This is a genomic window from Pseudomonas tolaasii NCPPB 2192, assembly GCF_002813445.1.
In the GTDB taxonomy this organism is placed as follows: domain Bacteria; phylum Pseudomonadota; class Gammaproteobacteria; order Pseudomonadales; family Pseudomonadaceae; genus Aquipseudomonas; species Aquipseudomonas tolaasii.
Genome location: NZ_PHHD01000001.1, coordinates 2,066,959 through 2,081,288, shown reverse-complemented (window position 1 = coordinate 2,081,288; position 14,330 = coordinate 2,066,959). Strand labels below are relative to the sequence as shown.

Sequence of the window (14,330 nt, the reverse complement as noted above, 5' to 3'; positions counted from 1 at the left end):
TCTCTGAGGGGCATTTGTTATTTGTTAGATCGCTATCGCGGGCAAGCCCGGCTCCCACAGAAGATCGCATTCCAGTGTGGGAGCCGGGCTTGCCCGCGATGGCGGCGGCAGAGTCGCCGCCGCCTTCGGATCAGACCTTTTTGTACAGCTGGCTGCCTTCCTGCTTGAACCGCTCCGCCTGTTCCGCCAAGCCTTTGGCCACGTCCACATCCACCGCTTCAATACGCTGGTTGGCCGCGTACTCGCGCACTTCCTGGGTGATCTTCATCGAGCAGAATTTCGGCCCGCACATCGAGCAGAAGTGCGCGACCTTGGCCGAATCCTTCGGCAGGGTTTCGTCGTGGTACGAGCGCGCGGTGTCCGGGTCCAGGCCGAGGTTGAACTGGTCTTCCCAACGGAATTCGAAACGCGCCTTGCTCAAAGCGTTGTCGCGGATCTGCGCGCCCGGGTGCCCTTTGGCCAAGTCGGCGGCATGCGCCGCGATCTTGTAGGTGATGATCCCGGTTTTCACGTCATCCTTGTTCGGCAGGCCCAGGTGCTCCTTGGGCGTGACGTAGCAGAGCATGGCGCAACCGAACCAGCCGATCATCGCCGCGCCGATGCCGGAGGTGATGTGGTCGTAACCCGGCGCAATGTCGGTGGTCAGCGGGCCGAGGGTGTAGAACGGCGCTTCGTCACAGCATTCCAGCTGCTTGTCCATGTTCTCCTTGATCAACTGCATCGGTACGTGGCCGGGGCCTTCGATCATGGTTTGCACGTCGTGCTTCCAGGCGGTCTTGGTCAGCTCGCCGAGGGTTTCCAGCTCGCCGAATTGCGCGGCGTCGTTGGCGTCGGCGATGGAGCCAGGGCGCAGGCCGTCGCCGAGGGAGAAGCTGACGTCATAGGCCTTCATGATTTCGCAGATTTCGTCGAAATGCGTGTAGGTGAAGTTCTCTTTGTGGTGCGCCAGGCACCACTTGGCCATGATCGAGCCGCCACGGGACACGATGCCGGTCACGCGCTTGGCGGTCAGGGGCACATAGCGCAGCAACACGCCCGCGTGGATGGTGAAGTAGTCGACGCCCTGCTCGGCCTGTTCGATCAGCGTGTCGCGGAACAGCTCCCAGGTCAGGTCTTCGGCGGCGCCGCCGACCTTTTCCAATGCCTGATAAATCGGCACGGTACCGATCGGCACCGGCGAGTTGCGGATGATCCACTCGCGGGTTTCGTGGATGTGCTTGCCGGTGGACAAGTCCATCACGGTGTCCGAGCCCCAGCGAATGCCCCAGGTCAGCTTCGCCACTTCTTCTTCGATGGACGAACCCAACGCGCTGTTGCCGATGTTGCCGTTGATCTTCACCAGGAAGTTACGGCCGATGATCATCGGTTCCAGTTCGGTGTGGTTGATGTTGGCCGGGATGATTGCGCGGCCGCGGGCAATTTCCTCGCGCACGAATTCCGGCGTGATGATTTTCGGCACACTGGCGCCGAAGCTGTGGCCGGCGTGCTGCTGCTCCATCAGGCCGGCGGCACGGGCTTCTTCCAGCTTCATGTTTTCGCGGATGGCGACGTATTCCATCTCGGCAGTGATGATGCCTTTGCGCGCGTAGTGCATCTGCGTGACGTTGGCGCCGGCCTTGGCGCGGCGCGGGTTTTTCACGTGGGCGAAGCGCAGCGCGGTCAGCTCGGCATCGCTCAGGCGCTGTTGGCCGAAGTGCGAGCTCAGGCCCGGCAGGCGCTCGGTGTCGCCGCGCACTTCGATCCAGGGCGAGCGCACGTCGGCCAGGCCTTTGCGTACGTCGATGATCACATTGGGGTCGGTGTACGGGCCGGAGGTGTCGTACACGGTGACGGGGGCGTTGATTTCACCGCCGAAATCGGTGGGGGTCACGTCCAGGCTGATTTCGCGCATCGGCACACGAATGTCCGGGCGGGTGCCTTGTACGTAGATTTTTTGCGAGCGGGTAAACGGCTGCACGGAGCCGGAGTCGACCTTGGCCGATTCACTCAGGTGCACGGTATTTTTTAGTGTTGTAGTCATCACAGGCTCTCCAACTATCCAGGCGGTGGATTTTTGTCGGAGCGAACCTGGGACGGATGGACGCACTGAAACCAGTGCTGTGCTCGGTGCACGAGGACTGTTCAATAAATGAACAGCATCCCGGACGAAGCACAAGAGGACTCGCCGGGTGACGAGAAATCTTGTTCCCTACGCAGGCGCTAACCTGATCAGGTTCAACGGGATCCGGTATTTACCGATCTCAGCCTTCCAACAAGGCACCCCGACAAGAACGCGGCCAGTCTAGACCATGCCGTGGGCAAATTGCCAATGGCGGTGCATTCAGCATGATGAATGGCGTAATTGCGGGATTGTTGCGCCGTGATCTGGCCACTACACTCGGGCGTTGCCCAATGCTCGTCGAGCGTTGGGCGCTTAATTATCGCCGCCATATTCACTCTAGGGATCGCCACATGCTGCGCAAACTCTCACTGGCTCTCGCCGTGTCTTGTGCGACCAACGGAATGGTCTGGGCAGCAGAAGCGCCCTTGTCCGCCCAAACCGACCTGGTCAGCGTCTATCAGGAAGCGGTGAACAACAACGCCGACCTGGCCGCTGCCCGCGCCCAGTACGGCGCGCAGAAAGAAGTGGTGCCTCAGGCCCGCGCCGGTTTGCTGCCGAACCTCTCTGCCGGCGCCGACAGCAATAACGTGCGCACCCAGATCCACCAGCCCGCGGCCACCGTTAACCGTGACGCCCATTCCTGGCGCGCGACCTTGAGCCAGCCGCTGTTCCGCGCCGATCGCTGGTTCCAGCTGCAAGCCGCCGAAGCCGTCAACGAGCAGGCCTCGCTGCAACTCTCGGCCACCGAACAGAACCTGATCCTGCAAAGCGCCGAAAACTACTTCGCCGTGCTGCGCGCCCAGGACAACCTGGCCTCGACCAAGGCCGAAGAGAACGCCTTCAAGCGCCAGCTCGACCAGTCCAATGAACGCTTCGACGTGGGCCTTTCCGACAAGACCGACGTGCTGCAATCTCAGGCCAGCTACGACACCGCGCGCGCCAACCGCATTGTTGCGCAGCGCCAGGTGGACGACGCCTTCGAAGCGCTGATCACACTGACCAACCGCCAGTACAATTCGATCCAGGGCATCGTGCACACGCTGCCGGTGTTGCCACCGGCGCCGAACGATGCCAAGGCCTGGGTCGAAACCGCCGGGCGCCAGAACCTCAACCTGCTGGCCAGCAACTATGCCGTGACCGCCGCCGAAGAAACCCTGCGCCAGCGCAAGGCCGGCCACTTGCCGACGCTGGACGCCGTGGCGCAATACGAAAAGGGTGACAACGACGCGCTGGGCTTCAGCAACCCGAACCAGTTGCCGGTGCCCTACGGTGGCGATGTGTCCCAGCGCACCGTCGGCCTGCGCCTGAACATCCCGCTCTACAGCGGCGGCCTGACCAGCTCGCAGGTGCGTGAATCCTACTCGCGCCTCGACCAGAGCGAGCAACAGCGCGAAGGCCTGCGCCGTCAGGTCGTGGAAAACACCCGCAACCTGCACCGCGCGGTGAACACCGATGTGGAGCAGGTACAGGCGCGCCGCCAGTCGATCATCTCCAACCAGAGCGCGGTGGAAGCTACGGAAATCGGCTATCAGGTGGGCACGCGCAACATCGTCGACGTGCTGGATTCACAGCGCCAGCTGTACTCGTCGGTGCGCAACTACAACAACAGCCGTTACGACTACATCCTCGACAACCTGCGCTTGAAGCAGGCAGCGGGCACCTTGAACCCTGGCGATTTGCAGGATTTGGCGCGCTACCTCAAGGCTGACTACAACCCGGACAAAGACTTCCTGCCACCGGATTTGGCCAAGGCGGCCGCCGAGCAACTCAAGGCCCGCCCCGGTTCTTGAATTCAACCTGGAACCCATGTGGGAGCTGGCTTGTGTGGGAGCTGGCTTGTGTGGGAGCTGGCTTGTGTGGGAGCTGGCTTGCCTGCGATGCAGACACCTCGGTCCTTCAAATACACCGGGGTGATGCTATCGCAGGCAAGCCAGCTCCCACATTTTGTTCCGCGTTAACTCAATAATCTGTCCAGGCCATCGAGCAAACGCTTGAGCGCGCCCTGGTTAGCTTGCATCACTTTCAGCCCGGCCGCGCCCATCTGGCGTGCATCCTGCGGCAGTTCAAACAACTGCCGCACGGCTTCGGCCAGCCCTTCGGCGTCATCCACCGCGCGCAACGCCCCGGCCTCGCGCATCATCGCGGTGATCTCGAGGAAGTTGAACACGTGCGGGCCCATGATCACCGGCTTGCCCAGCGCCGCCGGCTCCAGCGGGTTGTGGCCGCCGGTGGCCACCAGGCTGCCGCCGACGAAAGCGCTGTCGGCCAGCGCATACAGGAACAGCAACTCGCCCATGGTGTCGCCGAGCAATACCGAAGTCTGCGCAGTCACCGGTTCGCCACTGGAGCGGCGCACCGTGGCAAACCCCTGCCGCGTGCACAGCTCGAACATCGGGCCGAAACGCTCCTGATGGCGCGGCACCAGAATCAACAAGGCGTTGGGGTAGCTGTCGAGCAGTTGGCGATGGGCGGCGAGTACCACTTCGTCTTCACCTTCATGGGTGCTGGCAGCGATCCACACCGGCCGCTCGCTGGCCCCCCACTGCTCGCGCAAGGCGGCGGCGCGCACCGGCAATTGCGGGTCGATGGTCAGGTCGAATTTGATCGAGCCGGTGACTTCGACCGTTTCCGGCCGCGCGCCGAGGCTTAGATAACGTTGGGCTTCGGTGTGTGTCTGCACGGCAAACAGGCTCATTTCGGCCAGCATCGGCGCGGTCAATTTGGCGAAACGCCCGTAACCTTTGGCCGAGCGCGCCGATAGCCGAGCATTGGCCAAGGCCACCGGAATACCGCGCCGGGCGCAGGCGTGGATGTGGTTGGGCCACAGCTCGGTTTCCATGATCACCGCCAGCTTTGGCTGCACGCGATCAAGAAACCGCTTGGCCGCGCAGGGCAAGTCATAGGGCAGATAACAGTGCTGGATGCGCGGCTCATGGGCGAACAGCGCCTGGATGCGCTCGGAACCGGTGGGCGTCATGCAGGTGACCGTGATCGGCAGCGTGGGATGACGCGCCATCAACCCGCGAATCATCGGCGCGGCAGCAATGCTCTCGCCCACCGACACGGCGTGCACCCAGATTCCGCCCGGTTTCATCTGCGGCAAGCCATAGGAGAAGCGCTCGCCCACGCGCTTGGCATAGGCCGGCGCCTTGCGTGCGCGCAGCCACAGACGTAAAGCCACCAAAGGCAGCGCCAGGTAAAACAGACAGCTGTAGAGAGTTCTATTCATGGCGGCGGAGTTTATCGGCTTTTTCAGTCAATCGCCTGCAGGCACTCGGCAAATCGTTGCGCCAGGAAGCGTGCAGCGGGGCCAAGGTGTTCGTCGCGGCGCCACACCAGCTCGACCACCAGCGCCGGCGGGGTCCATTCGCTGTGCAGTTCGACCATCTGTTGCTGATAGGTCGGGTACTGCACGATATGCCGGGGCAACCACGCCCAGCCCAGGCCGCTCATCAGCCATTCGGCCAGCACATAGAAGCTGTCGGCACGCCACACCAGCGGGCTCGCCGCTTCACTGCCGGGGTAGACGCTGGTCTGGGTCGACATCAGCAACTGGCGAAACTGCGCCAGGCGCTGGCAGGTCACGTATTTTTCCTGGGCCAGCGGGTGATTCACACCGCACACCGTGACCATCTCCACGCTGCCCACCACGCGCCGCTCAAGGGCTTCGGGGATCTGGTCGTGATAGAACAACAGGCCCAAATCCGCCTTGCGTTCCACCAGTTTGCGCGCCACATCGCCCTGGGCGGCGCTGGACAGTTGCACCTCCAGATGCGGGTACTGCGCGGCCAATGCCTCGAGGCTGTCGAGTACCGGCTGAAACAACATGGCTTCGTCCTGGGCCAGGCGCAGCAGGGCTTCTTCGCCGCGTGTCAGTGCCAGCGCGCGGCCATTGAGGCGCTCGCACTGGCGCAATACTTCGCGCGCCTCCTCCAGCAAGACGCTGCCGGCCTCGGTCAAAACCGGCTGACGGCCACTGCTGCGCTCGAACAGGCTCAGGCCCAGGTCCGCTTCGAGCAGCGCTATGCCGTTGCTCACCGCCGACTGCGCCTTGCGCTGATGACGCGCCACCGCCGAAAACGACCGTTGTTCGGCGACGCTGACAAACAAGCGCATCTGTTCCAGATTCCACTGCACGCTCATGGCTCAACCCATCTTAAAATCGGATAGGTAATGACTTTATCCCATCTTGTGAGACGTTAGAATGGCGACCTTATCCAGCACGCCCCACACCGAGGACACCTCCATGAATATCGCCTATGTCTACCTGGCCATTGCCATTTGCTCGGAAGTGATCGCGACCGTCTCCATGAAAGCCGTCAAAGGCTTGAGCACACCCATCCCGCTGCTGCTGATGATCGTCGGTTACGGCGTGGCGTTCTGGATGCTCACTCTGGTGGTGCGTACCGTGCCGGTGGGCGTGGCGTACGCGGTGTGGGCGGGCCTGGGGATTGTGATGGTCAGCGTCGCCGCGCTGTTTATCTACGGGCAGAAGCTGGACGTGCCGGCGATGTTGGGCATGGGCCTGATTGTGCTGGGCGTGGTGGTGATTCAGCTGTTCTCGAAAACCGCCGGGCACTGACCCCTGCTCAACAGCCTGTATACTGCGCCTCTTGTCTTGAGCACTGAGGTCGCCGATGCCATCCGTTATTTCCACCGACGTTCTGATTGTCGGCGCCGGGGTTGCCGGCCTCTGGCTGAACGCGCGCCTGCGCAGCCAGGGGTTTTCCACTGTGGTGGTGGAGAACGCCACCCTGGGTGGCGGGCAAACCGTGAAGTCCCAGGGGATCATTCACGGCGGTGCGAAATACGCCCTGCACGGCGCCCTCACTGGCGCCTCGGAAGCCATCGCCGACATGCCACGCCGCTGGCGTGAAGCGCTGGCGGGCAACGGCGAACTGGACCTGTCCGGCGTGCGTTTGCTGTCCGAAGCCCATTACCTGTGGTCCCCCGGCACGATTGCCGGCAACCTCACCAGCTTCTTCGCGAGCAAGGCGGTGCGCGGGCGCGTGGACCAGGTCAAGGGCGAGGAGTTGCCCCCGGCCCTGCAGGACCGTCGCTTCAAAGGCAAGGTCTATCGCCTGGCAGAACTGGTGATCGACGTGCCAAGCCTGGTCGAACGCCTGGCCCAACTGGCTGGCGATGGTTTGCTCGCCGGGCAGCATATCGAACCGCTGCGCGAAGGCGACACCCTGGTGGGCTTGAAGGTGGATGGCCGCGAAATCCGCGCCCAGCGCATCGTGCTGAGCGCAGGCGGCGGCACGGCGGATCTGCTGAGCGCCCTGGGCCTCAGCCAGCCGGCCATGCAGACCCGCCCGCTGCACATGATCATCGCCAAGGGCCCCGGCCTCAAGCCGCTGTACGCCCATTGCCTGGGCGGCGGCACCAAGCCGCGCATCACCGTCACCACCCACCCGGCTGCCGATGGCAACTGGGTGTGGTACATGGGCGGCGACATTGCCGAAGCCGATGGTGTGGCACGCACGCCTGAAGAACAAATTTCCACCGCGCAAAAAGAGTTGGCACAACTGCTGCCGTGGATCGACATGAGCCAAACCCGCTGGGCGACCCTTCGTGTTGACCGCGCCGAGCCGCTGCAGTCAGGCCTGACCCGCCCCGACAATGCCTTCCTCGCCGAACAGGGCCGCCTATTGGTGGGTTGGCCGACCAAACTGGCACTGGCTCCGGACTTCGCCGACCGCGTGCTCAGCGCCCTGGAACGCGACGGCATCCGTCCAACCGTCACCGACGCCCTGCCCGACCTGCCGAAACCGGCCCTCGGCCAACCTGCCTGGGAGCACCTGTTGCCATGAGCCTGCCAACCCTGCACGACCTCCATCGCCCGCTGGGCAGCACCGGCCTGCTGGTGTCGCCGCTGGGCCTGGGCACCGTCAAACTGGGCCGTGACCAGGGGGTGAAATACCCCAGCGGCTTCCAGATTCCAAACGATGACGAAGCGCGGATGTTGCTGCGCCAGGCTCAACAACTGGGCATCAACCTGATCGACACCGCCCCGGCTTATGGGCGCAGCGAAGAACGTCTCGGCCCGTTGCTGCGCGGCCAGCGCAAGGACTGGGTGATTGTCAGCAAGGTCGGTGAAGAGTTTGAAGCGGGTGTATCACGCCATGACTTCAGCGCCGCGCATACGCGGATGTCGATCGAGCGTAGCTTGAAAAGACTTGAAACGGATTTTATCGACCTGGTGCTGGTGCATTCCGACGGCAATGACCTGCACATCCTCAACGACTGTGACGTCTACGAGACCCTGGCGGAACTGAAAAAGGAAGGCAAGATCCGTGGCTTCGGCTTCTCCGGCAAGACCGTGGAAGGGGGCGTGAAGGCTCTGGAAAGGGGCGATTGCGCGATGGTCACCTACAATCTGAACGAACAGGCCGAGAAAGCCGTGATTGACTACGCAGCGGCGCACGGCAAAGGCATTCTGGTGAAAAAGGCCCTAGCCAGCGGCCATGTGTGCCTTGAGCCTGGAATGGATCCAATTCATGCCAGTTTCATGTTGTTGTTTGCGCAAACGGGCGTCGCCAGTGCTATTGTCGGGACCATTAATCCGCTGCACCTGGCCCATAACGTGGCGACCGCTGCCCAGGTCATTCGTCAACTCTGATGCCGCCCACGCGGCCGACCCCGTCGCAAGAAGGAGCCGACATGCCGCGAACGCTCATAAGAAAAAACCCCAGCAACTTTAAAACACTGCCGCTGCACGTCGAAGCCACACCCGAAGGCCTGAGTTACCAGAGCGTGGGCATGCCGCTCAACTTCGCCCAGACCCTGCAACGGCGCAAACCGGTGGAGGTGGCAGACCCGGAGCGCTTTGCCCTGGAGCTGGCCAACCTCGGCGTGTCGGTGCGCCTGACCCTGCATTGGCAAAACAGGGATTACTGGGTGCTGGTGCGTCAACGTCGCCAGGACCGTGGCGACGTGGTGCTCAAGCTGATCTCCGGCTACGTGCCCGCCCATGAGCTGAACCTGCCGCTGCACACCGCCATTCAGGAAATTGCCGAAGAATGTTTGCTGGAGACGCCCGAAGGCTGGCTCGGCGGGCGCTTCAATGACACCTGGCTGCCGGCGCCCTACTCCGCCGCCCTGCATTACCGCGAAGCCCTGCCATTTCGCCTGAGCCCGCTGTCCGGCGCCGCACGCCCGGTGCGCTGCGCAACCACTCAACTGATTGAGCGCCCCCGCGCCTACGTGCACCTGCCCACGGCGTCGTTGCAGCTGATTTATGACCTGCGCCTGGAAGTGCCCAGGGAAGCCAAGTCCCTCAGCCTGTTCCATGTGGATGAACGCCTCGAAGGCGACCAGCTCGTGGCGCGCCTCGACCGCCAGCGCCCGGACCTGTACCTGATGCCCTTGAAGGACGGCGAGCCGCTGGCCGAGCTGTATACCGTCAAGAAAGACCAGCTTATCCCGGCCAGCACACGCGGCCTTTACCTGGCGGAAAGTTTCGCCCGGCAGGAAGGCTGGCTGGTGCGGGACGAGCGGATTCGCTGGAAGGACTGGCTGCGCCAACAGGGCTTGGCGGAACCGGAGAAAGAGTCGAAGTTGAAGCGCCTGGCACAGCGGGTGCTGCGCAAGATTGTGCCGAAGAAAAAAGCGAAAGGCTAAATCAAACCTGATGTGGAATATGGCTTGTGTGGGAGCTGGCTTGCCTGCGATTCAGGCAACTCGGTCTAACCGATGTACCGAGGTGATGCTATCGCAGGCAAGCCAGCTCCTACAGGCGACCGCAGTCAGCCGTGAAGGAGTCGCTCAAGACCAACCTTCAGCGGCGTAGGCTCGGGCAACGTGAAGTTCGCCAGCAACCGCTGGTTATTCGCCCGCGAATGCCGGATATCACCCGAGCGCGCCGGCCCGTAGGTCACCGGCGGCAACTTGCCGACAATCTCTTGCAGTGCCTGCAACACCTGCTTGAGCGTGGTGGTGCGGTTCCAGCCCACGTTAAAGGCGCCCAGCGGCGCGTCCTGGACCTCGATGGCTTGCACCAGCAAATCCACCAGGTCGCCCACGTACATGAAATCGCGGGTTTGCTCGCCGTCACCAAATACGGCAATCGGCACGCCCTGCTGCACGCGCTCGCTGAAGATGCTGATCACGCCGGAATACGGCGAGGACGGATCCTGGCGGGGCCCGAAGATATTGAAGAACCGGAAGATCACCGGCTCCAGGCCATGCTGGCGACGGTAGAAGTCGAAGTACTGCTCGCCGGCCAGTTTGTCCGAGGCATAGGGCGTCAGCGGCGCTTTGACCGTCTCTTCATCGATCGAAGCCCCTTCGCCGTTGTTGCCATACACCGCCGCGCTGGACGCAAACACCACGCGCTTCACGCCGGCTTTGCGCATGGCCTCGCAAACGTTCAGGGTGCCGACAAAATTGCTCTGGTGCGTGCTGACCGGGTCATCCACAGACGCCTGCACCGACGCAACGGCGGCCAGATGCACCACGGCGGTCGCACCGAGGGCGGCTTGCGCCACCAACCCGGCATCTGCCACATCACCTTCAATCAATTCGACGTTCGGGTTGCCCACCGGCAAATTGCTGCGCTTGCCGGTGGACAGGTTATCCAGCACCCGTACGCCATAGCCCTTGGCGAGCAAGGCATCAACCAGGTGAGAGCCGATAAAGCCGGCACCCCCTGTGATCAGAACCCACTCTGGCGCCTTACTCATTGTTGCGAATCTTCTCGACGATGGCTGTGGTCGAGCTGTTCTCGACCAGCCCCAGCACTTTGACCTTGCCGCCGTAGGCACTGACGATATCGGCACCCACCACCTGGTCGACGGAATAATCGCCGCCCTTGACCAGCACGTCGGGCTTGACCTGGGCCAGCAGGTTTTCCGGTGTGCCTTCCGGGAAGCTGATCACCCAATCCACCGCACCCAAACCGGCCAGTACGGCCATGCGCCGGTCAACGCTGTTGATGGGACGACCCGGGCCTTTCAGGCGGCTGACCGAGGCGTCGTCGTTAACCGCGACGATCAGGCGGTCGCCTTGGGCGCGCGCCTGCTCCAGGTAGGTCACGTGCCCGGCGTGGAGGATGTCGAAGCAGCCATTGGTGAACACAATGCTTTCGTTGTGGGCACGGGCGTCATCGATGGCCAGCAGCAGTTGCTCAAGACCCAGCACGCCACGCTCCGAGCCTTCGGAGCGCTGGATCGCACGGCGCAATTCGGGCGCACTGATGGCCGCGGTACCCAGTTTGCCCACCACGATGCCCGCCGCCAGATTGGCCAGCGCAACGGCATGGGGCAGTTCTTCACCGGCTGCAATGGAGGCGGCCAGGGTGGAAATCACCGTGTCACCGGCGCCGGTCACGTCGAACACTTCACGGGCACGTGCCGGCAGGTGCATGGCCGGGTGGCCGGGGCGCAACAAGGTCATGCCGTGCTCGCCACGGGTCACCAGCAAGGCTCCCAGGTCGAGGTCAGCCATCAGCGCGGCGCCCTTGGTCACCAGTTCGTGCTCGTCGGCGCAACCACCGACGATGGCTTCGAACTCGCTGAGGTTTGGCGTGATCAGGCTGGCTCCGCGATAAATCGAGAAGTCCTTGCCCTTGGGGTCGGCCAATACGGGAATGCCCTTGGCCTTGGCGGCCTGGATCAGTTCCTGGTGATTCTTCAAGGCGCCTTTGCCGTAGTCGGACAACACCAGCACCTTGATGCCTTCGAGCAACGCGTCGACCTGGCCGCTCAGGGCCAGGGCGTCGGTGGCGAAGGGTTCTTCGAAATCGATACGCAGCAATTGCTGGTGCCGGCTCATGACCCGCAGCTTGACGATGGTCGGCTGATGGGCGATGCGCTGGAACAGCGCACGCACACCGGCGCCACGCAGGCTGTTGGCCAGGCTGTTGGCAGCTTCGTCGTCACCGGTCACCCCCACCAGGGAGGCCGGGGCGCCGAGCGCGGCAATATTGAGGGCAACGTTGGCAGCGCCACCTGGACGGTCTTCGATTTGCTCGACCTTGACTACCGGTACCGGTGCCTCAGGGGAAATCCGTGAGGTACCGCCATGCCAATAACGGTCGAGCATGACATCGCCGACCACCAAGACAGGGGCTTGATCGAATCGCGGCATGGACAACTTCATGGAGCAACCCACATACAAAATGAACAGGGGCGCGATATTAGCACAGGGTTACAGGAGGCTTGTGGGGGGCGTGACAGAAGATGGTGGACACTGCTGTGAATCCAGCGCTTAACAAATGTGGGAGCGGGCTTGCTGTGGCAAGCAAGCTTGCTTGCGCTGGGGTGCGAAGCGCCCCCAAAAAGCTGGCGACCGCTGCGCGATCGAGCGGGAGCAAGCTCCCTCGCCACAGCAAGCCTGCTCCCACAGTGTTTTCAGGTGATGTCGGCTGACACCGGAGCATCGAGGCCCATGGCATGCAGGCGGGCGTAATAGCCGTTCTGCGCCAACAGTTCGCCGTGGGTGCCACGCTCCACGATTCGGCCATCGTCCATCACCAGGATCAGGTCGGCCTTCTCGATGGTCGACAGTCGATGCGCAATCACCAGGGTCGTGCGGCCCTGCATAACCTTGTCTAGCGCCGCCTGGATGTGGCGCTCGGACTCGGTGTCGAGCGCCGAGGTGGCCTCGTCGAGAATCAGCAGCGGCGCATTCTTGAGCAGCGCACGGGCGATCGCCAGACGCTGGCGCTGACCGCCGGACAACAGCACGCCGTTTTCGCCGACCGGGGTGTCGAAGCCTTTGGGCAACTGGTCGATGAAGTCCTTGGCATAGGCATCCGCCGCCGCCGCTTCAACGTCCGCCCGTGGCGCGCCGGCCAGGTCGCCATAGGCGATGTTGTTGGTCACGGTGTCGCTGAACAGGGTCACGTGCTGGGTCACCTGGGCAATGTGCTTGCGCAGGTTGAGCAGTTTGTAATCTTCGACTTCCACGCCATCGAGCAGAATCTCACCGCTCTCATGGTGGTAGAAACGCGGGATCAGGCTGGCCAGGGTCGACTTGCCGCTGCCGGAGCGCCCCACCAGCGCCACCATTTGACCGGGCTCGACGCTGAAGCTGATGTCCTTGAGCACATGGCGATCGGTGCCTGGGTAGGTGAAGTTCAACTGGCGCACTTCCAGACGGCCGCTGACCTTGTCGCGCTCGATGGTGCCGCGGTCGACTTCCTGCTCTTCGTCCAGTTGTTCGAAAATGCTTTCGGCACCGGCCACGCCTTTCTGGATGGTCGAGCTGACTTCCGACAATTGACGGATCGGCTTGGGCAACAGGCCCGCCAACGTAATGTAAGCCACCATGTCACCCGCCGACGCGTCGCCGCGAAGGTAAAGCACGAGGAACATCAGCACCGCCATGGCGATGTAGATCACCAATTGCAACGCAGGCGTATAGATCGCGCCGGTGCGGGTCATGCGCAGTTGCTTGTCGGTGTTGCTCAGGCTGGCCTTGAGGAAACGTTTTTCCTCGTAGACTTCGCCACCGAAGCTGCGCACCACGCGGTAGCCCTGGATGGTTTCGGAAGCGACGTGGGTCACGTCACCCATTGCCACCTGGATTTTCTTGCTTTGCTTGCGGAATTTCTTGCTGGCGGTGCGCACCATCACGGCAATGAGCGGCAGGATGGCGATCATCACCAGCGTCAGGCGCCAGTTCATGAACAGCAGGGAGGCGAACAGGAAGATCACCGTCATGCCTTCGCGAATCACCACCTTGATGGCATCCGTCGCAGCGCCCGTGACCATGGTCACGTTAAAGGTGATGCGCGAAATCAGGTGCCCGGAGTTGTGGTTGTCGAAATAGCGGTTGGGCAGCGTCAGCAGGTTGTTGAACAACTGCACCCGCAGGTCGTGGACCAGGCCCAGGGACACCTTGGCCAGCAGGTAATTGCCCAGGAACGAACCGAGGCCCTGCCAGGCAGCGATCAAAATGATCAGCAACGGCACAGCTTGCAACAATTGCAGGTCGCGCAGGAACGGTACCGTGGGAAACAGCACGGCTTCCGGATTGGAAAGACCGTCGACGAAGTACTTGAGAATGTACCCCAGCATAGGCTGGGTCGACGCGAAAATCAGAAATCCGACAATACTCAACGCGAACAAACCCATATAGGGTTTAACGTAACTGAGCAGGCGGAAGTATATTTTCAAGCTCGAAGGGCTTGCGCTCGGACTGGAGTCGGTCATATCACGCGGCGTTTTGAAAAAGGAGGCTGACTTTAGCACAGCTTCTCTGTTGTACTTGCACCCGGCTTGAC

At 62.5% G+C, this 14,330-nt stretch carries 11 protein-coding genes and 1 riboswitch; of the genes, 5 read left to right on the top strand and 6 right to left on the bottom strand.

All coding sequences use genetic code 11. The features are described 5' to 3' along the window. Positions 1-130: 130 nt before the first annotated feature. Positions 131-2,020, bottom strand: coding sequence for a phosphomethylpyrimidine synthase ThiC (gene thiC, locus ATI14_RS09645; RefSeq protein WP_016972630.1), 1,890 nt, complete (start codon positions 2,018-2,020; stop codon positions 131-133). 148 nt (positions 2,021-2,168) lie between these two features. After that, positions 2,169-2,274, bottom strand: a riboswitch (TPP riboswitch). 177 nt (positions 2,275-2,451) lie between these two features. Here thiC and ATI14_RS09640 point away from each other — a divergent pair. Continuing rightward, positions 2,452-3,891: a TolC family outer membrane protein gene (locus ATI14_RS09640; RefSeq protein WP_016972631.1), complete on the top strand. Its 1,440-nt coding sequence runs from the start codon at positions 2,452-2,454 to the stop codon at positions 3,889-3,891. 164 nt (positions 3,892-4,055) lie between these two features. On the opposite strand, the gene waaA is transcribed toward ATI14_RS09640, so the two are convergent. Both waaA and ATI14_RS09630 read right to left on the bottom strand, forming a co-directional pair. Continuing rightward, positions 4,056-5,330, bottom strand: coding sequence for a lipid IV(A) 3-deoxy-D-manno-octulosonic acid transferase (gene waaA / locus ATI14_RS09635; RefSeq protein WP_016972632.1), 1,275 nt, complete (start codon positions 5,328-5,330; stop codon positions 4,056-4,058). A gap of 23 nt (positions 5,331-5,353) precedes the next feature. Continuing rightward, entirely contained in the window at positions 5,354-6,244 is an 891-nt protein-coding gene (locus ATI14_RS09630) for a LysR family transcriptional regulator (protein ID WP_016972633.1), read from the bottom strand. A 103-nt stretch (positions 6,245-6,347) separates the two neighbouring features. Here ATI14_RS09630 and ATI14_RS09625 point away from each other — a divergent pair, with 103 nt between their 5' ends. From ATI14_RS09625 to ATI14_RS09610, 4 genes are read left to right on the top strand one after another with little or no spacing between them, the layout of a single operon-like run. Further along, on the top strand, positions 6,348-6,683 hold the full coding sequence (locus tag ATI14_RS09625) for a DMT family transporter (protein ID WP_016972634.1): 336 nt from the start codon (positions 6,348-6,350) through the stop codon (positions 6,681-6,683). A 55-nt stretch (positions 6,684-6,738) separates the two neighbouring features. Beyond that, positions 6,739-7,914, top strand: coding sequence for an NAD(P)/FAD-dependent oxidoreductase (locus ATI14_RS09620; protein ID WP_016972635.1), 1,176 nt, complete (start codon positions 6,739-6,741; stop codon positions 7,912-7,914). After that, entirely contained in the window at positions 7,911-8,723 is an 813-nt protein-coding gene (locus tag ATI14_RS09615) for an aldo/keto reductase (protein WP_016972636.1), read from the top strand. The genes ATI14_RS09620 and ATI14_RS09615 overlap by 4 nt, the downstream gene beginning before the upstream one ends. Positions 8,724-8,764: 41 nt before the next feature. Continuing rightward, positions 8,765-9,724, top strand: a complete 960-nt coding sequence (locus ATI14_RS09610) for a hypothetical protein (RefSeq protein WP_017253574.1) — start codon at positions 8,765-8,767, stop codon at positions 9,722-9,724. A 125-nt stretch (positions 9,725-9,849) separates the two neighbouring features. Here ATI14_RS09610 and ATI14_RS09605 read toward each other — a convergent pair whose 3' ends face one another. The 3 genes from ATI14_RS09605 to msbA form a co-directional block, all read right to left on the bottom strand. Further along, positions 9,850-10,785, bottom strand: coding sequence for an NAD-dependent epimerase/dehydratase family protein (locus tag ATI14_RS09605; RefSeq protein WP_016972637.1), 936 nt, complete (start codon positions 10,783-10,785; stop codon positions 9,850-9,852). Then, on the bottom strand, positions 10,778-12,202 hold the full coding sequence (gene hldE, locus ATI14_RS09600) for a bifunctional D-glycero-beta-D-manno-heptose-7-phosphate kinase/D-glycero-beta-D-manno-heptose 1-phosphate adenylyltransferase HldE (protein WP_016972638.1): 1,425 nt from the start codon (positions 12,200-12,202) through the stop codon (positions 10,778-10,780). The genes ATI14_RS09605 and hldE overlap by 8 nt, the downstream gene beginning before the upstream one ends. Positions 12,203-12,453: 251 nt before the next feature. Then, a complete protein-coding gene (gene msbA / locus ATI14_RS09595; RefSeq protein WP_016972639.1) occupies positions 12,454-14,259 on the bottom strand; it encodes a lipid A export permease/ATP-binding protein MsbA in 1,806 nt (601 codons plus the stop codon). Positions 14,260-14,330 lie beyond the last annotated feature (71 nt).